The following is a 19,018-nucleotide window of genomic DNA, read 5'->3' on the forward strand; positions in this document are numbered from 1 at the left end:
GCAATGACGTTCGCGGGCTCAGTGGCGTACCAGGGCCAACTGGTCGGCGACGACGAGGCCGTCGTGCAGGACGGTGCGGTCGGTGCCGCGGTCCATCACCGCGCTGGCCGGCGTCTCGCCGTCGACCAGCAGCAGGTCGGCACGGTCGCCGACGGCCAGACCGGGCCGGTCGGCGACCCCGGCAGGCCGGGCGACGTCGTGGCTCATGATCGAGGCGCCGCCGACGGTCGCGACCGCCAGCGACATCTCGATCAGCTCGTCGCGGCGGAAGTTGTTGGTGAAGGCGAGCTGCCAGGTGCGGTCGAGCATGTCGCAGTTGCCGTAGGGGCTCCAGTAGTCGCGCTGGCCGTCCTCGCCCAGGCCCACCCGGACGCCCGCCTCCGTCAGCGCCACCAGCGACAGCTGTCCGCGGTCCGGCGGCGCCACGGTGGCCATCGCGACGTCCAGCTCGGCGAAGTCGTCGATGATGCGGCGGCTCACCGATTCGGAGATCGAACCCAGCTCGTAGGCGTGGGACATCGTGACCTTGCCCTGCATGCCCAGCGCCCGGGTGCGCTCGAGCACCAGATCGGTGGAGAACACCCCGAGATGACCCGGCTCGTGCAGGTGGATGTCCACCTCGACCTGGTACTTCTCGGCCAGCCCGAACACGACGTCCAGGTGCCCCTTGGGATCCCGGTCGAGGGAACAGGGATCGATGCCGCCGATCACCTCGGCGCCCGCCTTCAGCGAGGCCTCCAGGTAGTCGACGGTGCCCTTCTCGCGGAGGATGCCCGCCTGCGGGAACGTCATGATCTGGACGTCGGCCTGCCCGGCGAACTTCTCCTTCGCGGCCACCACGGCGTCGAACTTCTCGAGCTGGCAGTCCACGTCCACCTGGGCGTACGACCGCACCCGGGTGGTTCCGCGGGCGATCATCCGCTCCAGCGTGCCGGCCACCCGCTCCTTGAGGGGAACCTCCGCGGTGCGCCAGTTCTCACGGTCGTTGAGCATCATCGTCCAGACTCCCGGGCCGCCCGTGTGCGGCCGGAACGGCAGGCCGATCCGGGTGGAGTCCAGGTGCACGTGCACGTCGCTGAACGACGGCAGCAACAGCCGGCCGCGACCCTCCACCACCTCACCGGCCGGTTGCGCGGCCGGGTCGTGCGGGCGGATCGCCGCGATGCGATCGCCGGACAGCTCGACGTCGCTGCGCTCGCCACCCCACGGGCGGACGTCACGGATCAACACGGTTGTCACCTCTCTGTTGCGCGGTTCTGTTGCGCGGTACGGCGGTTCACGGGACGCGGCGCGGCTCACCCGGGCGTCGTGGCCAGGGTCTCGGCGGCGACGTCGGTGTGATGGCAGGCGATGTCGCCGCTCGGCACGCTGCCGGTGCACAGCTCCCGGCGTTGCGGGTCCAGCCGCGGATGCACCGGGCACCGGGACTGGAAGACGCACCCGCGCGGCGGGTCGGCCGGGCTGGGCAGATCGCCGGACAGTCGGATCCGCCCGCTGCGGTCGGCCGTCGGGTCCGGTTGCGGGACGGCGGACAGCAGCGCCCGGGTGTAGGGGTGCCGCGGAGCGTCGAACACCTCTTCGGTGTCGCCCTGTTCCATGATCCGGCCCAGGTACATGACCGCGATGCGGTCGGCGAAGTGCTTGACCACGGACAGGTCGTGGGCGATGAAGAGGTACGCCACGCCGGTGTCCCGCTGGATGTCCTCCAGCAGATTGATCACCTGGGCCTGCACCGAGACGTCCAGCGCGGACACCGGTTCGTCGCAGATGATCAGCTGCGGGTCCAGGGCGAGCGCGCGGGCGATGCCCACGCGCTGCTTCTGGCCGCCGGAGAACTCGTGCGGGAAGCGGTTGTAGTGGTCGGGGCGCAGCCCCACCCGGTCCATGAGGTCCCGCACCTTGGCCTTGACGCCGCCGGGCGGCGTGATCCGCTGGGCCAGCAGCGGTGCGGCGATCGCACTGCCCACGGACTGGCGCGGGTTGAGCGAGGACGACGGGTTCTGGAACACCATCTGCACCCGGCGCCGGTACTCCTGCAGGTTCGACCGGCGCAGTTCGGAGATCTCCTGACCGTCGAGCCTGACGCTCCCGGACGAGGGCTCCAGCAGCCGCATGAGCAGTCGGCCGGTGGTCGACTTGCCGCAACCGGACTCTCCCACCAGTCCGAGGGTCTGTCCGGCCTCGACCGAGAAGCTGACCCCGTCGACGGCCTTGATCACACCGCCGGCGGACCGGAAGGCGCCGGAGCGGATCGGGAAGTGTTTGGTGAGGTCGGTGACCTCCAGCAGCGGCGTCATCGGACCACCTCTCCGGCTGGTTCCAGGGTCTGCAGGTGGCACCGCGACGGGTGCCCGACGGGGCCCGTCAGCGTCGGCCTGTGGGTGCCGCAGGCACCGTCGGGCACCAGGTGCGTCTTCGGGCAGCGGTCCGCGAACAGGCAGCCCTCGGGCAGGGCCAGCAGCGACGGCGGGAAGCCCGGGATCGGGTTGAGCCGCTCGGACCTCCCCGCCAGCGACGGCATCGAAGCCAGCAGCCCCTGGGTGTAGGGGTGCCGCGGGTCGCTGAACAGGTCGGCGACGGTCGCCTGTTCCACGCACACCCCGCCGTACATCACGATCACCTGGTGGCAGACCTCGGCGACCACGCCGAGGTCGTGGGTCACCAGGATCACCGAGGACCCGGTCTCGGCCTGCAGCTCGCCCAGCAGATCGAGGATCTGGGCCTGCACGGTGACGTCGAGCGCGGTGGTGGGCTCGTCGGCGATCAGCAGTTCGGGTTCGCAGACCAGCGCCATGGCGATCATCGCGCGCTGCCGCATACCGCCGGAGAACTCGTGCGGGTAGGCCGAGTAGCGGCGCTTGGGGTCGGGAATCCCGACCCGGCCGAGCATGTCGACGGCGACCGCCGCCGCGCCCTTCTTGGACACGGCGTTGTGCACCCGGTAGGCCTCGGCGATCTGCACCCCGACGGGATAGAACGGGTGCATCGCCGACAGCGGGTCCTGGAAGATCATCGCGATCTTCTTGCCGCGGTAGGCGCGCATCTGCGCCTCGCTCAGCGGGTTGAGGTCCTTCCCGTCCAGGAGGATCTGCCCGGTGACGGTGGCGGAGGTGTCCTTGAGCAGGCCCATCAGCGCCTGGCTCGTGACGGTCTTGCCGGAGCCGGATTCGCCGACGATGCCGACGGTTTCCCCGCGCGCCAGGGTCAGGTCCATTCCGTTGACCGCGTGCACCACGCCGTCGTCGGTCGGAAAGCTCACCCGCAGATCGCGGATGTCCAGCATGGGCGCGGCTTTGGGCGTGGTCATCAGGCAACCCTCACTCGCGGGTCGATCACGGCGTAGGTGGCGTCGACCACGACGTTGGCGACGATGATGAAGAACGCGGCCATCATGGTGATGGCCATGGTGACCGGAAGGTCGCCGGACTGGGCGGCGTGCACCGCGGTGAATCCGACGCCCGGCACCGAGAAGATCTGCTCGGTGAGCACCGCGCCGCCCAGCAGGGTGCCGATGTCGAGACCGAGCATGGTGACCACCGGGGTGATGCCGGCCCGCGCACCGTGCTTGAACACGATGCTCCGCCGGGACAGGCCCTTCGAGCGCGCGGTGCGCATGAAGTCCTCTCCGAAGGTCTCCAGCATGTTGCCGCGGGTGACCCTGATGTACTGCGCGCTGAACAGCACCGCGAGCGCCACCCAGGGCAGCAGGTAGTTCAGGAACCAGCCGCCCGGACCGGCGTCGCCGAACGGTGAGGTGATCGCGTTGGTGGTGAACGGCAGCAGGTGCATCGTGCTGACGAAGAACAGCAGCAGCAGCAGACCGGTCACCGGAATGGGCAGGGACACCCCGACCGAGGCGGCGCCGACGATGAGCTTGTCGGTGAACCGGCCCTTGCGCAGTGCCGCCAGCAGGCCGAGACCGACGCCGACGACGCTCCACAGCACGATCGCGCCGCTGGCCACCGACAGGGTGTAGGGCAGGGCCCGCCCGATGATCGCGGTGACGTCCTCGTTGGTCTGGAACGACTTGCCGAGACACGGCCAGGAGCACAGCGTCTGGCTGCCCGGCGCGCCGACGTGGCGGCTGCCGATCAGGCCCGACATGTAGTCGAAGTACTGGGTGAGGAAGGGCTTGTCCATCCCGAGCGCGACCCGGGCCTCGGCGATTCGCTGAGGAGTGCACTCCTGACCGCAGGCCGCCGCGGCCGGGTCCGCCGGGCCCAGTTGGAACAGGCTGAACGTCACGAAGCTGATGACGAACAACAGGAGGATCATCGCGACGAATCGCCGCGTCAGAAATCTGGTCATGGGCGCGACCCGTCGGCTCGGGATGGACTCACCGTTTCTACCTCTTTTGTGACGGAGTCTCAGTGCTGGACGCCGAGGATGGACAGGTCGATGCCGCCGAAGAAGTAACCCACCTGGGCGTTACGGACCTTGGAGCCGACCACGCTGTTGGTGTAGCTGCGGATCAGCGGAACCAGGGGGTAGCCCTGCATGGCCTGGTCGAACAGGGTCGCCCACTTCTTGCCGAGTTCCTCGCTGGACCCGTTGGTGCCGCGCAGCTCGTACATCGCGTGGGAGATCTTCGGGTCGTAGTAGCGCGGGATGTTGGAGAAGCCGTAGGTCTTGCCGTCCACGCTCGGGCCCAGGTTCGGGTCGACGGTGGTGCGCACCGAACCGCTGTCCGCGCCACCGCACCAGCCGCTGCGGGCGATGTCCGGCATCTGGTCACCGGCCAGCACCGTGTAGTAGTTGGCGGTCGGGATCGGGCGCAGCTGAAGGTCTATGCCGAGCTGCTTGAAGTTCTGCTGCAGCACGGTGCCGACGTTCTTGTACCGGGGGTTGGCGTCGGCGTAGCCGTACACCAGCTTCTTGGGGAAGGTCTTGCCCGCCAGGAGCTTCTTGGCCTCGTCCAGCTTGGCCTTGCCCGTCGGGTCGAGGTCTGTGTGCTGCTCGACGTATCCGCGCTGGGCCGAGTTGATGTACGACTGGGTCAGCTTGCCGAACCGTTCGCCGCCGTACTGCACCTGGATGGCGCTCCGGTCGATGGACAGCGCGAGTGCCTTGCGGACCTGCGGGTCCTTGATCGTCTCGGTGTTGAAGTCCAGCACGTCCGTGCAGCCCAGCAGGCCGCCCGCGGTGCGCTTCTTGACGTCGGCCTCGTTGAGCTTGGCGGCGTCGGACGCCTGCAGACCGCCGTTGCTGTCCAGGGTGACCGCCGTCGGGTCCGAGTCGGCGAGCAGCTGCTGGCTGATGGTCGCCTGGGCCGTGGACAGGGTGAAGGTGAACGAGTCCGGCAGGGCGGTCCGGTTCGGGTCGGTGGCCGGGTTCCACTGGTCGTTGCGGACGAGCTTCATCGAGCGGCCGCGGTCGTACGACTGGATCTTGTACGGGCCCGACGAGACCGGGTGGTTGGTGTAGTCGAGCTTGGTGTCCTTGGCCTTCGGCACCGGCGCCGTGTTCGACCGGGAGACCAGGGCGGGGAACTCGGCGAACGGCTGCTTGAGGTGGAAGACGACGGTGCTGTCGTCCGGGGTGTCGATGGCCTTGAAGTCGCCACCGGTGTACGGGCCCTTGTAACTGTCGTCGGACAGGGCGGCGTTCAGTTCCTGCGGTGCCTGGGTGTAGACGTCGCGGGCGTAGGTGCGCTCGACCCCGTACTTGATGTCCTTGCTGGTGATCGGCGTGCCGTCCTCGAACTTCAGCCCCTTCTTCAGGGTGTAGGTCCAGGTGAGGCCGTCGGCGGACTGCTTGCCCAGATCGGTGGCGAGGTCCGGCACGATGGTCGGCGGCTTGCCGGCGGTCTCCTTGGCCATCGTCAGGGTGCGGTAGTACAGCTGCCCCACGTTGGCGGTCTGCACGTAGTTGCTGTTGCCGGGGTCCAGCGTCTGGAAGTCCGAGGACATCAGGACGTTGATGTTCCCGCCCTTGGTGGTGTAGTCCTTCCCGATCACCACCGGCGCGTAGGCGTCGGCTCTGGGACCGGAGCCGGAACCGGGGGTGGGCTTGGACCCGCCGCAGGCGGTCAGGGTCAGCCCGGCACTCACCGTCAGGGCGATCGCCGCCATGGTGCTTCGTTTCACTGCGTCTCCTTGAGGGTAAGGAAAGGAACGGCGCGTCGGGGGAGGACGGCGCTCGAGGGAGGTCAGCTTCGGGAGGACTTGGGGTCCAGCGCGTCCCGGACCGCGTCGCCGAGCAGGTTGAACGCGAGCACGGTGATCACCAGTGCTCCGGCCGGGACGGCGAGGAACCACGGGTCGGACAGGTACCAGTTGCCTGCCTGGGCCGCGTTGAGCATCTGGCCCCAGGAGGGTGTGGGGTCCTTGACCCCGACCCCGAGGAAGGACAGAGCCGCCTCTGCGGTGATGTTGGTCGGGATCATCATGGTCGCGTAGACCAGCACGACGCCCATGACGTTCGGGATGATCTGCCGCAGGATGATGCTCCGGTGCGAGGCCCCGTAGGCCTGGGCGGCCTCGACGAATTCCTGCTCCCGGATCGAGAGCACCTGGCCGCGCACGACTCGGGCCAGGTAGGCCCAGCCGAAGAAGCCGAGGATGATCACCAGTGAGGCGATCGGCACCAGGCTCCCCGAGTCGAGGGCGGTGCCACGCAGCCGGGACTGCATGATCGGGGTCAGCGACAGCACCAGCAGCAGGTGGGGGAAGGCCAGGAACAGGTCCATCACCCGGCTGATCACCATGTCGATCTTGCCGCCGAAGTATCCGGCGGCGGCACCGAGCACGGTGCCCAGGACCACCGAGACCACCGTGGACAGCAGCGCGATGGTCAGGGAGATCCTCGCGCCGTAGGCCATCCGGGCGAAGATGTCGCGCCCGAGCCCCGGTTCGAGGCCGAGCCAGTGCTCGCTCGACGGGAAGCGGTAGTACGGCAGCGGCAGGCCCGGCGCGTAGAAGGAGTCCAGGAAGTCCGGCCCCGTCCGGGAGGTGAACGGGTCCGATCCTTCGATGGCCACCAACACCGGCGCCAGGATCGCGAACAGCACCATGAGGACCACCACGATCAGGGCGGCGATGGCGATCCGGCTGTGCCGTATCCGAAGCCACGCCGTGCCCAGCAGCGACCGCGCGGTGGCGATCTCCGCTGCGGGCCTGCGCTCGGCGGTTGCGGTTGCGGGTTCTGGTGGAGACAGAGTGGCCACCTGCCCATCAGTGGGCTCCGGCGCGGCGGCGTGGCGCGGCGGACTCGGCGGCTCATGCGGATCCGGCACGTCCGATCCTTCGGTGCTCGAGGGGAGGGGAGGTGGCGGAAACGGTATACCAACAATCGCGATTTCTACTAGGGTTCTTTGGTGACCCGGCGCATAGTTGTCGCTGGGGCATCAGCCCTTGTGGGGCGCGATTTCCGGCTTGTGCAAAAGTTTGCGCGGGCCATAGCCGGTTGTTACTGGGCCCGGGGAAGCATGGACTGCTCCCGGGGGCGGAACGACCGTTTCAGCCAGTTGGTGTACCAAATCTGGAAGGCGCGTCGATGAAGACCCTGGTCACTGCTTCCTGGGTGATCGCCCACGACGGACGCTCGCACGTGGAGGTGCCGGACGGCGCCGTGCTGATCGACGGCGACACGATCGTCGATGTGGGCGATCGCGCCGAACTCGACCGGCGGCAGGTCGACGTCCGCATCGACCTCGGTGACGCGGTGGTCACCCCCGGCCTCATCGATCTGGACGCCCTCACCGACATCGACCACCTGATCCTGGACTCGTGGGCGTCCCCGGATCTGGCGTCCGGCTTCACCTGGTCGGCCGACTACTTCGCCGCGCCCCGGGCGGTGTTCGACGCCGCGCAACGCCGCGCGGTACGCGAGTACGCGCTGGTCCAGCTCGCCCTGCACGGCATCACCAGTTACATGCCGATCGCCTCGGAGGTGCACAGCGACTGGGCGGAGACCTACGAGGACTTCGTGGCGATGGCCGAGGTGTCGTCGCGGCTGGGACTGCGCGGCTTCCTCGGGCCGTCGTTCCGGTCCGGGGTGAACGTGATCGGCGCCGACGGCAAGCGCACCGTGATGTTCGACGAGGAGGCCGGCCGGCGTGGTCTGGCCGACGCGCTGCGCTTCCTGGACCACACCGCTCGGCTCGCCGATCCCCTGGTGACCGGGGTACTGCTGCCGTGCCGGATCGAGACCCTGCTCCCGGAGTTGCTCGGCGACGTCGCCCGGGCCGCGGACGAGCGCGGCGCACTGGTGCGCCTGCACGCTCTGCAAGGCGTGTCGGAGCGTGACTACATCCAGCGCGCCTATGGCCGCACCCCGCTGCAACTGATCGCCGATTCAGGGCTGTTGTCCGACCGGCTGATCGTTCCGCATGGGGTGGTGCTGGATGTGCACCCCGAGGTGCTCGGCAGGGACACCGGAGATGTCGCGGTGCTGGCCGACGCCGGCGTCTCGATCGTGCACTGCCCGCTGACGAACGCCCGATACGCCCACAACCTGCACACGTTCGGCGACTACCGGGCGCGGGGAGTGAACCTGTGCCTGGGCACCGACTCCTTCCCGCCGGACCTGATCCGGGGAATCGACGTGGGCACCCAGGTGGCCAGGCTCCAGGCCGGCGACCTGGGCCAGGGACACCTCACCGGCTACTTCGACGCGCTGTGGACCGGTGGGGCGACCGCGCTGCACCGACCGGATCTCGGCCGGCTGGCCGCGGGGGCCACCGCCGACCTGTCGGCGTTCGCTCTGGACGACTTCCGTATGGGCGTCACCGAGGATCCGCTGCGCACCCTGGTGCTCAACGGCACCGCCCGCGACGCGGTCCTGACGATGGTCGCGGGCAGGGTGGTCATGCGCGACGGCTCGATCCCCGGCGTCGATCTCACCGAACTGAGGCGAACCGGCCAGCAGTTGTTCGACACGATGCGCGCGGCTTACCCGGAGCGCGACCACCGCCGGCGCACGGTGGACGAACTCTTTCCGCCGGTGTTCCCGCGGAGTTGAGCGGCACGGGACCGCTGATTCGACCGGCTCCACGTATCACCCGCATATCCCTCATCGGTCGTACAACCTTTCACCGCCGCCCCCGGTCATGTCAGTGGAGTCAGCAGACTCCTCAGACGTGGATCGGGGTGTGTGGTGCCGAGTCGCAGCCGCACTCCCCTCTCGAACGTGGGGACACCACATGCGCATTCGTGCTTCTGCCGCCGTCGTGACCGGCGCACTCGCCCTGACCGCCCTCGCCGTCCCGGTCGCCCAGGCCGACGACGTGTCCGGAGACACCAAGATCTCCAACGTCGTGGTGAATGGCGGCAAGCCGGTCGTGGTCGGTGCTGCGGCTGCCAAGAACGTCACCGTCACCTTCACGGCCACGGACGACTCCGGCATCGACTGGGCGCAGCTGATCCTGTTCCACGGCCCGAACATCGACAAGGCCGACAGTGGGGCGGTGGCCAACAGCAGCGACGGCAGAGCCAAGTGCACCAAGGTCGACGCGCAGACGTCGAAGTGCACTTCCACCTTCACTCTCGAGCCGCAGTACAACCTCATCAACAAGGTCGCCGGCACCTGGAAGGTGTGGGCCGTGGCCGCCGCCAAGGACGGCGATTACGTGCAGAAGGACAACGCCAAGAGCTTCAGCGTCCAGCGGCTGTCCAAGCTGACCACCAGCGCCAAGCCCAAGCCGGTGAAGAAGGGCAAGCTCGTCACCGTCACCGGCAAGCTGTCCCGGGCCAACTGGGACAGCGGCAAGTACTCGGGCTACAGCGGTCAGGCGGTGCAGCTTCAGTTCCGTAAGAAGGGCACCACCACCTACAAGACGCTGAAGACCGTCAAGACGAACTCCACGGGCGCGCTCAAGACCACCACGAAGGCCACCGTCGAGGGCTACTACCGCTTCATCTTCGTGGGCAACACCACCACCCCGGCGGTCAACGCCGCGGGTGACCTGGTCCGCGTGACGAAGTAAGCCACCGGCCCTGCTCCGGCACGGGAGGGCGGCCAGCACAGGAAGTCCAGCTTTCCGTGCAACCTTCTTCACGGATCAGGGATCTGATCGTGTGAGTCAGACGGACTCCACAATCATCGGGCCCGGCGCCGAGGACGAACCGCGAGGAACGGCCGGCGCCGGCCCCCTTTCTCCACTTGGGGAATGCATGCGTATACGAGCCACTGTTGCCGCCGTCTCCGGCGCCCTGGCCCTTTCCGCCCTTGCCGTGCCCGCCGCGCACGCCGCCGGTCCCTCCAGCTACCGCGCGGACGTCGCGAAGGTCTTCCAGGCCGCCCACGCTCCCTCCGCCGCCACGGCCGGGATCAGCGCGCGCGTCGCGGGCGACGAGATGCCGTACGACCTGGACGTCACCTTCTCCAACCTCAAGGTCGCCAAGGCGGTCAAGGTCGGCACCACCAGCCACGTGTCCACCGCAGTCACCTACACCATGAAGTTCGGCGCGGACGTGGACGTGACCGCCAAGGACTTCGTCACCGGCCCGATCCTCTACAGGGGCTCCTTCGACAGGCCGCAGAACGTGCTCTTCGGTGACCTCCCGGCCACGTGCTCCGTCACCTCGGAGACCACGGCCAACTGCAAGGGCAAGATCGACATCTACCCGGACTTCGGGGAACTGGCGAATGCCGAGGCCGGTACCTGGCGCGCGGGCGCCCTGGCCATCGCGTGGAACGGCCAGGACCCCGAGTCCCCCGACTTCGACTGGAGCAAGGTCGGTGTTGCCGAGAAGGGCGGCCTCGGCACCACGCTGGTACAGCGCAACTCCAAGCTGACCACCAGCGCCAAGCCCAAGCCGGTGAAGAAGGGCAAGACCGTCACCGTCACCGGCAAGCTGTCCCGGGCCAACTGGGACAGCGGCAAGTACTCGGGCTACAGCGGTCAGGCGGTGAAGCTTCAGTTCCGTAAGAAGGGCACCACCACCTACAAGACGCTGAAGACCGTCAAGACGAACTCCACGGGCGCGCTCAAGACCACCACGAAGGCCACCGTCGACGGCTACTACCGCTTCATCTTCGTGGGCACCACCACCACCCCGGCGGTCAACGCCGCGGGTGACCTGGTCCGCGTGAAGAAGTAATCCGCTAGACGGGAAAGCGGCGGCCGGTCCATTTCCACAGGAACTCCAGGACGGCCGCCGCCACCACCGCGATGCCCACCGCGAGCCACGGCATGGCCGTGCCCTCCAGTTTCAGGGCGAAGAAGTCCTGGAACGCGGGCACGGCCAGGACGACGAGGAACGCCGCGCCCATCGAGGCCACCAGCGCGATCCGCCACCAGGTGTAGGGGCGGGCGACGATCGCCAGGACCCACATCGAGACCAGGAACAGCGTGAGCGTGGCCGCGCTGGTCTCCGCGTCCAGGGCGCCCGGGCCGGTGTAGTGGTGGCGGGCGACCAGATACGTCACGAAGGTCGCCACGGCGGCCACCGCCCCGCCCGGTACCGCGTGGCGCATGACCCGTCGTACGAAGTGGGGCCGGGCCCGTTCCGTGTTCGGGGCGAGGGCCAGGAAGAAGGCCGGGACGCCGATGGTCAGCGTGGACAGCAGGGTCAGATGGCGGGGCAGGAACGGATACTCCACCTGCGAGCAGACCACCAGCACCGCCAGCAGCACCGAGTAGACCGTCTTCACCAGGAACAGGGTCGCGACCCGGGTGATGTTCCCGATCACCCGACGCCCCTCGGCGACCACGGACGGCAGGACGGCGAAGCTGTTGTTCAGCAACACGATCTGCGCGACCGCCCGGGTGGCCTCCGAACCCGAGCCCATCGCCACGCCGATGTCCGCGTCTTTCAGCGCCAGCACGTCGTTCACGCCGTCGCCGGTCATCGCGACCGTGTGCCCGCGCGACTGGAGGGCGCCCACCATGTCCCGCTTCTGCTGCGGGGTGACCCGCCCGAACACCGTGCCCTCGTCCACCACCGGGGCCATCTCGTCCCGCCCGGCGGGCAGCCGGCGGGCGTCGACGGCGGTTCCGTCGAGGCCGACCTTCGCGGCGACCGCGCCCACGGACACCGCGTTGTCGCCGGAGATGACCTTGGCGCGGACGTCCTGCTCGGCGAAGTAGCGCAGGGTCTCGGCGGCGTCGGGCCGCAGCCGCTGCTCCAGCACGACGAGCGCGGCCGGCCGGACGGTCCTGGCCACCTCCGGGTCGTCCAGGTCGCGGGCGGCGCGGGCGAGCAGCAGCACGCGCAGGCCCTGCTCGTTCAGCCGCCCGGTCTCGGCGAGCGCGGGGGCCTCGGCGGGCAGCAGCACGTCCGGGGCGCCCAGCAGCCACGTACTGGAATCGCCGTCGCCCTCGCTGAAGCTGGCGCCGCTGTACTTGCGGGCCGAGGAGAAGGGCAGCGACTCCACGCAGCGCCACTCCTCGCTGTCCGGGTAGGAGGCGATGATCGCCTGGAGGGAGGCGTTGGGGCGCGGGTCGGACTCGCCGAGCGCTCCGAGCACCTTGCGCACGTACGACTCGTCGTAGCCGTCCAGCGACCTCAGCTCGGTGACGTCCATGCCGCCCTCGGTGAGGGTGCCGGTCTTGTCCAGGCACACCGTGTCGACACGGGCGAGGCCCTCGATGGCGGGCAGCTCCTGCACGAGGCACTGCTTGCGGCCCAGCCGGATCACGCCGATGGCGAAGGCGACGGAGGTGAGCAGGACCAGTCCCTCGGGGACCATGGGGACGATGCCGCCGATGGTGCGGGCGACGGACTCCTTGAGGTCGTTGTTCTTCACCACGAGCTGGCTGATGACCAGGCCGATCGCGGTCGGGACCATCATCCAGGTCACGTACTTGAGGATGGTGGAGATGCCGGTGCGCAGCTCGGAGTGGACGAGCGTGAAGCGGGAGGCCTCCTCGGCGAGCTGGGCGGCGTAGGCGCCGCGGCCGACCCTGGTCGCCTGGAAGGCGCCGCCTCCGGCGACGACGAAGCTGCCGGACATCACACGGTCGCCGGGCCGCTTGACGACGGGGTCGGCCTCGCCGGTGAGCAGGGACTCGTCGATCTCCAGCCCGTCGGTCTCGACACAGGTTCCGTCGACGACGACCTTGTCGCCGGGGCCGATCTCGATGAGGTCGCCGAGCACGATCTCGGAGGTGATGATCTCGACGGCGGTGCCGTCGCGGCGCACCGTGGGGCGGGACTCGCCTATGACGGCGAGCGAGTCGAGGGTCTTCTTCGCCCGCCACTCCTGGATGATGCCGATGCCCGTGTTGGCGATGATCACGAAGCCGAACAGGCCGTCCTGGATCGGGGCGACGAAGAGGGTGATCACCCACAGGACGCCGATGATCGCGTTGAACCGGGTGAAGACGTTGGCGCGGACGATCTCGGGGAGGGAGCGGCTGCTGCGCACCGGCACGTCGTTGATCTCGCCGCGGGCGATGCGCTCCGCGACCTCGGCGGAGGTGAGTCCGGTCGTCCGGACGACCGGGACGGGCACGGGGTGCACCGGGTCGAGCTCCGCGCCCGCGTCGATATGCGTCATGCATTCGACGGTACGTGCGGTTGTGCGGCTTTACTCGTCGAGGGGGTGGAAGATCCGACCTGGGGAGGAGGGGCCTCGTGCGTCGGTCGTACGGGCGGTGCACGACGGGACGGCCGTCCCCGGGGCGCGGGCTCCGAGGACGGCTGTCCCACCCCGACGTGGGGTCAGGCGATGCGGCGGTCCAGCCGGCCCTGGTAGCGGATGGCGGAGACGGTCCCGTCCTCCTCGCGGACGAAGCCGACGAGCGAGCCCTGCGCACCGTCCTCGGACAGCGTGACGAGCGAGTCGGGGCCGGCGAACACGGCCCGGTCGGCGCCTTCCAGCTCGATGACGTACTGGTCCTCCTCGGCCCGCGCGCCGTTGGCGGTGATCGCCGGCTCTCCGGGGCGGGCGCCCGGGACGATCGAGACGGTCCCGTAGAAGCCGCAGTCGTACGTGCCCTGGAGCGCCTCGGCGAGGCCGGAGGGCACCGGCCGGGTGCTCGCGGCCGTGGTGTCGACGCCCGCCGCGTCCAGGATCACCTTCTCCAGGTCGCGGATGAACTCTTCGCCGTGCAGCGAATTGGTCAGGACGGCGTACGCCAGTCCGGTGGACGGTACGAGCACGAGCCGTGAGGCGTACCCGATGGTCGGGCCGCTGTGCGACATGGCCGGACGGCCGCCGGTCTCGCCGAGGTGCCGGGCCAGTCCGATGTCGTGGCGGCGGCCGCGACCATGATGCCGATTATGTTGTGCAGTGCAGAACATTGTCTTGCAGTGCACGAGGCATGAATACAATGCCTGGCGTAATCGGCGCGAGACCCTGCAGGCCGAGCGAAAGGGGAAGGCACCCATGAGCCGATGGCCGGCCTTCTGAGGTGACGATGACTGACACGACCTCAGAACCACCCCCCGACCTGGTCCTTTGCGGCGGGACGGGCGCGATTCGACGAGGAGGCTCGTCTTGACCGACCGGCTCGCCCCCACCCCCGGCGCACGCAACAACTCGGCCTCGCTGCGCCGGGCGCTCGGGATCCTCATCAGGCTCGGCGACGACGTCGAGGGCCGCGGCTGCACGCTCACCGAGCTGGCCGCGCAGCAGGGCCTGAGCAAGTCCACGGCGCTGCGTCTGCTCCAACCGCTCGTCGACGCACGCTTCGTCCAGGTCCTGCCGAGCGGCGCGTACCGGCTCGGCTGGCGCAACGCCCAGCTCGGCCAGGTGTATCTCGCCGGGAACGACCCGCACCGCGACACCCGCGACGTGCTGAAGGGCCTGTCGGAGGCGACGAGCGAGACCGTTCACCTGGTCACGGCGGACTTCCCGCACGTGGTCTACGTCGACAAGGTCGACAGCCCGCTTCCCGTGCGGATGGCCTCGCGGGTCGGCAGCACCCAGTCGGCGTACTGCACCAGCGTCGGCAAGGCCATGCTGGCGTACGCCGACGACGCCGTGGTCGACGCGGTGATCGCGGCGGGCATGGCCCCGCGCACCGAGAACACCATCACCGACGGCGACGCGCTGCGCGCCGAGCTCGCCAGGTCCCGTGCCCGCGGCTGGGCGATCGACGACGTCGAGAACGAGGCGGGGGTGCGCTGCGTCGCCGCCCCGGTCTTCGACGTGACCGGAGCCGCGACCCATGCGATCAGCGTGTCGGCGCCCGAGGAACGCATGCCACCGGAGCGGGTCTCGCAGGTGGTGCCCCTGGTGAGAGCGGCGGCCCGCGACATCTCGCAGCGGTGGGGAGGCCGCGGATGACCACGGCGCCCCGATGACGGACCCGGCCGGAGCGCGCTCGCGCGGCACGGCCGAAGCTCGACCAGGTCCCGCTGACCGCACCCGACCAACGGCGTGTCCTGCCTCGTCGAAGGCGATCAGGCAGTCCGCCCCAGCACCCTGTCGTGAGAAGGAGCTGTTCCGTGGCCCAATCGGCGGCCCCCCTGCCCCTGCCCCTGCCCGTGGCCCTGACCGAGACCCGTGTCGTGGCCGTCCTGCGTCCCGCGACGACCGAGCACCTCGCCACCACCGCGGCCGCGCTCATACGCGCCGGAGTGCGAACGATCGAACTGACCGCCACCACCCCGGATTTCCCGGCGGTCCTGGAACGGACCGTCCGGCAGTTCTCGGCCGACGCGGTGATCGGCGCCGGCACCCTCACCGACGAGGCCCTCACCCGCGCCGCGATCGACGCCGGAGCCGGGTTCGCCGTGTCTCCCGGCCTGGTGGACGAGCTGCCCCGGATCGCGTCCGCACACGGGGTGCCGAGCATCGTCGGCGCCTGGACGCCGTCGGAGGTGATGCGGGCCCACGCCCTCGGCTCGGACGCCGTGAAGATCTTCCCCGCCGCGACCGGCGGCCCCGCCCACCTGCGCAGCCTGCGCGAACCGTTCCCCGGCATCCCGTTCGTCCCGTCGGGAGGGATCACCGTGGAGACCGCCGGCTCCTATGTGGCCGCCGGGGCGGTCGCGGTCAGCCTGGGCGGCGCGCTCACCGGCAGCGCGCTGCGCGACGGCGACGTATCGGTGATCGCCCGGCGCGCGGCCACCCTGTTCAAGTCGATCGAGGAAGCGGTGTGAGCGCGATGGGTCCCGAAGTCGTCACCCTGGGCGAGTCCATCGGGCTGCTCACCCAGTCGGCGAACGTGCCGCTGATCCGGCAGCCGACCCTGCGGCTCGGCTTCGGCGGCGCCGAGAGCAACGTGGCCATCGGACTGGCCCGGCTCGGCCGCGCCGCGCACTGGATCGGCCGGCTGGGCACGGACGAGGTCGGCGAGCTCATCGCCCGGGAACTGCGTGCCGAGGCCGTCTCGACCTCGATCGTGCGCGATCCGGCGCCGACCGGCCTGATGCTGAAGACCCGCCAGGCCTCGGGCCGGGTGCAGGTCAGCTACTACCGCACGCACAGCGCCGGTTCCCGGCTCGCGCCCGCCGATCTCGACGAGGCCGTGATCGCCGGCGCGAGGATCCTGCATGTCACCGGCATCACGCCGGCCTTGAGCGCGTCCGCGTCCGACGCGGTGCGCAGGGCCGTCACCCTCGCCGAGGAGCACGGTGTCACCGTCTCCTTCGACGTCAACTTCCGCTCCCGGCTGTGGCCGCAGGACCGGGCCCGCCCGATCCTCGGCCATCTGCTCGGCAAGGCCGACATCTTCTTCGCGACCACCGAGGAAGCCCTGCTGTTCACCGAGGAGAAGGACCCCGAGGCGCAGGCGAGGGCCATCGCCGCACTCGGTCCCGGCCAGGTCGTGATCAAGCTCGGCTCCGCCGGCAGCGTCGCGTGCGTCGACGGGGTCGTCCACCGGCAGCGGCCCCGGCCGGTCGCCGTGGTCGACCCGGTGGGCGCCGGAGACGCGTTCGCCGCCGGCTACCTCAGCGCGCTGCTCGCCGGAGAGGACGCGGCCGAGCGCCTCCGGATCGCCGGTCTGTGCGGAGCCCGTGCCGTCACCGTCGCCGGTGACTGGGAGGGCGCTCCGTTCGCGGCCGAGATCGACGACGCCGCCCTCGACACCGACGTCGTCCGTTGACGCAGGCGGCGCCCCGGTCCGGGGGCCCTCGGCCGGGGCAGGCGCACCCTGCCCCGGCCCGCCCCCTCATGTCGGGTGCGCGGGCCCGCCTATTCCGCGGACGTCGACTGCTGCGGCAGCCCCGCCCGCTCCGCCCGCTTGATGGCGGCGTCCCGCTTGCGGACGTACCAGATGCCGATCAGGCCGAGGCCCCCGCCGGCCAGGCAGGTCCACAGCCACCAGGTGTGGCCGTGGTCGTGGAACCAGCCGTAGAAGGGGAGCTGGACCAGGAAGAGGACGAACCACACGATCGTGCCGCCGGTGATGGTGGCGACCACGGGGCCCTCCAGGGGCTCCGGCGCCTCGTGCTTGGGGGTCCACTTCGCCATGGGGATCAGCTTACGGGGCCCGGGTGAGAAGCGTCCCGCCCCTGGCAGGGCCGTGGTCTACGCGCGGAGATGGTCTTTTCGGCTTCATATGTTCATACTGAAACGGTCCGAGTCTGGCCACTTCTCTTCGTAGGAATCACCAACAGAGTCGCGACAGGGACCTGGGGGAACCTGTCGGTTGTCGGTTTGGTTTGATCCTCGGTCCGGCCCGGAACCCCGTACCCACCCGCACCTTTGAGGTCACCCGCATGTCCACCTCGGCCACCGCCAAGGCTTCCGCCCCCGAGCAGCCGGGAACGCCACCCCCGTACGGCGCTCTCGACCGCTACTTCAAGATCTCCGAGCGGGGCAGCACCCTGTCCCGGGAGATCCGCGGCGGTTTCGCCACCTTCTTCGCGATGGCCTACATCATCGTGCTGAACCCGATCATCCTGGGCAGCGCGAAGGACATGTACGGGCACCAGCTCAACAACGGCCAGCTGGTCACCGCCACCGTCGTGACCGCCGCGTTCACCACTCTCCTCATGGGTGTCATCGGCAATGTGCCGATCGCGCTCGCCGCCGGCCTCGGCGTCAACACGGTCGTCGCGCTCCAGCTGGCGCCGCGCATGTCGTGGCCGGACGCCATGGGCATGGTCGTCCTCGCCGGCTTCGTGGTGATGCTGCTGGTCGCCACCGGCCTGCGCGAGCGCGTGATGAACGCCGTGCCGCTCGGCCTGCGCAAGGGCATCGCCATCGGTATCGGCCTGTTCATCATGCTGATCGGGCTCGTCGACTCCGGTTTCGTCTCCCGCATCCCGGACGCCGCCCACACCACCGTCCCGCTCCAGCTCGGCGGCGACGGTCACCTCAACGGCTGGCCCGTTCTCGTCTTCATCCTGGGCGCGCTGCTCACGCTGGCGCTGATCCTGCGCAAGGTGCCCGGCGCGATCCTGATCTCGATCGTCGCGATGACCGTCCTGGCGGTCGTGATCAACTCCGTCGCCAAGGTGCCGTCCTGGGGTCTGACCACCCCGAAGTGGCCGGGCAGCCCGGTCTCCACCCCCGACTTCGGCCTGCTCGGCAAGGTCAGCCTGTTCGGCGGCTTCGAGAAGGTCGGCGTGCTCACCGGCGTCCTCTTCGTCTTCACCGTGCTGCTGTCGACCTTCTTCGACGCCATGGGCACGATCATGGGCATCAGCGACGAGGCGAAGCTGACCGACGCCCAGGGGCAGATGCCCGGCATCAACAAGGTCCTCTTCGTCGACGGCATCGCGGTCGCCGCCGGTGGCGCCAGCTCCTCCTCCGCCACCACCTGCTTCGTGGAGTCGACGGCGGGCGTCGGCGAGGGCGCCAGGACCGGCTTCGCCAACGTCGTCACCGGTGCCCTGTTCGCCGTGGCGCTGTTCCTGACCCCGATCGCCACCATGGTGCCGTCCCAGGCGGCCACCCCGGCCCTGCTCGCGGTGGGCTTCCTGATCCTGTCCGGTTCGGTCAAGGAGATCGACTGGGCGGACTACACGATCGCCATCCCGGCCTTCGTGACGATGGTGATGATGCCGTTCACCTACTCGATCACCAACGGCATCGGCATGGGCTTCATCACCTTCGTGGTACTGCGCCTGGCGGCCGGCCGCGGCAAGGACGTCCCGGTCGCGATGTACGTGGTGGCGGCGGTCTTCGCCTTCTACTACCTGATGCCGGCCCTCGGCCTGACGTGATCCGACCC

Annotated in this window: 16 protein-coding genes; 7 read left to right on the forward strand and 9 right to left on the reverse strand. The window is 69.5% G+C overall.

What is annotated here, in order from left to right:
• Positions 1–18: 18 nt before the first annotated feature.
• The 6 genes from ACIQFZ_RS13810 to ACIQFZ_RS13835 all read right to left on the reverse strand — a co-directional run bounded on the left by ACIQFZ_RS13810 (position 19) and on the right by ACIQFZ_RS13835 (position 7,165).
• The gene (locus tag ACIQFZ_RS13810) at positions 19–1,230 is read right to left on the reverse strand and encodes an amidohydrolase (RefSeq protein WP_383056347.1); all 1,212 of its coding nucleotides are present in this window, start codon (positions 1,228–1,230) and stop codon (positions 19–21) included.
• Between the two features lie 65 nt (positions 1,231–1,295).
• A complete protein-coding gene (locus tag ACIQFZ_RS13815; RefSeq protein ID WP_361412642.1) occupies positions 1,296–2,297 on the reverse strand; it encodes an oligopeptide/dipeptide ABC transporter ATP-binding protein in 1,002 nt (333 codons plus the stop codon).
• Positions 2,294–3,307, reverse strand: coding sequence for an ABC transporter ATP-binding protein (locus tag ACIQFZ_RS13820; RefSeq protein WP_402691275.1), 1,014 nt, complete (start codon positions 3,305–3,307; stop codon positions 2,294–2,296). Before ACIQFZ_RS13820 ends, ACIQFZ_RS13815 begins: the two co-directional genes overlap by 4 nt.
• A complete protein-coding gene (locus ACIQFZ_RS13825; protein ID WP_365416732.1) occupies positions 3,307–4,308 on the reverse strand; it encodes an ABC transporter permease in 1,002 nt (333 codons plus the stop codon). Before ACIQFZ_RS13825 ends, ACIQFZ_RS13820 begins: the two co-directional genes overlap by 1 nt.
• Before the next feature lie 59 nt (positions 4,309–4,367).
• Positions 4,368–6,086: an ABC transporter substrate-binding protein gene (locus tag ACIQFZ_RS13830; RefSeq protein ID WP_365416730.1), complete on the reverse strand. Its 1,719-nt coding sequence runs from the start codon at positions 6,084–6,086 to the stop codon at positions 4,368–4,370.
• Between the two features lie 62 nt (positions 6,087–6,148).
• Entirely contained in the window at positions 6,149–7,165 is a 1,017-nt protein-coding gene (locus tag ACIQFZ_RS13835) for an ABC transporter permease (protein ID WP_402691276.1), read from the reverse strand.
• Between the two features lie 329 nt (positions 7,166–7,494).
• Between ACIQFZ_RS13835 and ACIQFZ_RS13840 the strand changes: the two genes are divergently transcribed.
• From ACIQFZ_RS13840 to ACIQFZ_RS13850, 3 genes are all read left to right on the forward strand, one after another.
• Positions 7,495–8,961, forward strand: coding sequence for a chlorohydrolase family protein (locus tag ACIQFZ_RS13840; protein ID WP_402691277.1), 1,467 nt, complete (start codon positions 7,495–7,497; stop codon positions 8,959–8,961).
• Positions 8,962–9,142: 181 nt separating this feature from the next.
• A complete protein-coding gene (locus tag ACIQFZ_RS13845) occupies positions 9,143–9,925 on the forward strand; it encodes a DUF5707 domain-containing protein (protein ID WP_402691278.1) in 783 nt (260 codons plus the stop codon).
• Positions 9,926–10,112: 187 nt separating this feature from the next.
• On the forward strand, positions 10,113–11,042 hold the full coding sequence (locus tag ACIQFZ_RS13850; protein WP_365774957.1) for a hypothetical protein: 930 nt from the start codon (positions 10,113–10,115) through the stop codon (positions 11,040–11,042).
• A 4-nt stretch (positions 11,043–11,046) separates the two neighbouring features.
• Here ACIQFZ_RS13850 and ACIQFZ_RS13855 read toward each other — a convergent pair whose 3' ends face one another.
• Both ACIQFZ_RS13855 and ACIQFZ_RS13860 read right to left on the reverse strand, forming a co-directional pair.
• On the reverse strand, positions 11,047–13,443 hold the full coding sequence (locus ACIQFZ_RS13855) for an HAD-IC family P-type ATPase (RefSeq protein WP_402691279.1): 2,397 nt from the start codon (positions 13,441–13,443) through the stop codon (positions 11,047–11,049).
• Between the two features lie 164 nt (positions 13,444–13,607).
• A complete protein-coding gene (locus tag ACIQFZ_RS13860) occupies positions 13,608–14,204 on the reverse strand; it encodes a hypothetical protein (protein WP_402691280.1) in 597 nt (198 codons plus the stop codon).
• Between the two features lie 181 nt (positions 14,205–14,385).
• Here ACIQFZ_RS13860 and ACIQFZ_RS13865 point away from each other — a divergent pair, with 181 nt between their 5' ends.
• The 3 genes from ACIQFZ_RS13865 to ACIQFZ_RS13875 all read left to right on the forward strand — a co-directional run bounded on the left by ACIQFZ_RS13865 (position 14,386) and on the right by ACIQFZ_RS13875 (position 16,942).
• Positions 14,386–15,177: an IclR family transcriptional regulator gene (locus tag ACIQFZ_RS13865; protein ID WP_402691281.1), complete on the forward strand. Its 792-nt coding sequence runs from the start codon at positions 14,386–14,388 to the stop codon at positions 15,175–15,177.
• Between the two features lie 161 nt (positions 15,178–15,338).
• Positions 15,339–15,995, forward strand: coding sequence for a bifunctional 4-hydroxy-2-oxoglutarate aldolase/2-dehydro-3-deoxy-phosphogluconate aldolase (locus ACIQFZ_RS13870; protein WP_365416717.1), 657 nt, complete (start codon positions 15,339–15,341; stop codon positions 15,993–15,995).
• Positions 15,996–16,000: 5 nt separating this feature from the next.
• Positions 16,001–16,942 carry a sugar kinase gene (locus tag ACIQFZ_RS13875; protein WP_365775030.1) on the forward strand — a complete coding sequence of 314 codons (942 nt, stop codon included), beginning with the start codon at positions 16,001–16,003 and terminating at the stop codon, positions 16,940–16,942.
• An 89-nt stretch (positions 16,943–17,031) separates the two neighbouring features.
• Here the strand turns inward: ACIQFZ_RS13875 and ACIQFZ_RS13880 are convergent, their stop codons facing one another.
• Complete coding sequence (locus ACIQFZ_RS13880) at positions 17,032–17,310, reverse strand: DUF2530 domain-containing protein (protein WP_365416715.1); 279 nt, start codon at positions 17,308–17,310, stop codon at positions 17,032–17,034.
• Positions 17,311–17,558: 248 nt separating this feature from the next.
• On the opposite strand from ACIQFZ_RS13880, the gene ACIQFZ_RS13885 reads away from it, so the two are divergent.
• Entirely contained in the window at positions 17,559–19,010 is a 1,452-nt protein-coding gene (locus tag ACIQFZ_RS13885; RefSeq protein ID WP_365416713.1) for an NCS2 family permease, read from the forward strand.
• Positions 19,011–19,018 lie beyond the last annotated feature (8 nt).

This window comes from Streptomyces sp. NPDC093064 (assembly GCF_044754605.1).
Lineage (GTDB): Bacteria > Actinomycetota > Actinomycetes > Streptomycetales > Streptomycetaceae > Streptomyces.

What these genes read in the sequence shown, in the direction of transcription:
- ACIQFZ_RS13880 (WP_365416715.1), bottom strand. Translation starts at nt 17,310, where the DNA reads ATGGCGAAGTGGACCCCCAAGCACGAGGCGCCGGAGCCCCTGGAGGGC.
- ACIQFZ_RS13845 (WP_402691278.1), top strand. Translation starts at nt 9,143, where the DNA reads ATGCGCATTCGTGCTTCTGCCGCCGTCGTGACCGGCGCACTCGCCCTG.
- ACIQFZ_RS13855 (WP_402691279.1), bottom strand. Translation starts at nt 13,443, where the DNA reads ATGACGCATATCGACGCGGGCGCGGAGCTCGACCCGGTGCACCCCGTG.
- ACIQFZ_RS13825 (WP_365416732.1), bottom strand. Translation starts at nt 4,308, where the DNA reads ATGACCAGATTTCTGACGCGGCGATTCGTCGCGATGATCCTCCTGTTG.
- ACIQFZ_RS13840 (WP_402691277.1), top strand. Translation starts at nt 7,495, where the DNA reads ATGAAGACCCTGGTCACTGCTTCCTGGGTGATCGCCCACGACGGACGC.
- ACIQFZ_RS13820 (WP_402691275.1), bottom strand. Translation starts at nt 3,307, where the DNA reads ATGACCACGCCCAAAGCCGCGCCCATGCTGGACATCCGCGATCTGCGG.
- ACIQFZ_RS13875 (WP_365775030.1), top strand. Translation starts at nt 16,001, where the DNA reads ATGGGTCCCGAAGTCGTCACCCTGGGCGAGTCCATCGGGCTGCTCACC.
- ACIQFZ_RS13850 (WP_365774957.1), top strand. Translation starts at nt 10,113, where the DNA reads ATGCGTATACGAGCCACTGTTGCCGCCGTCTCCGGCGCCCTGGCCCTT.
- ACIQFZ_RS13815 (WP_361412642.1), bottom strand. Translation starts at nt 2,297, where the DNA reads ATGACGCCGCTGCTGGAGGTCACCGACCTCACCAAACACTTCCCGATC.
- ACIQFZ_RS13885 (WP_365416713.1), top strand. Translation starts at nt 17,559, where the DNA reads ATGTCCACCTCGGCCACCGCCAAGGCTTCCGCCCCCGAGCAGCCGGGA.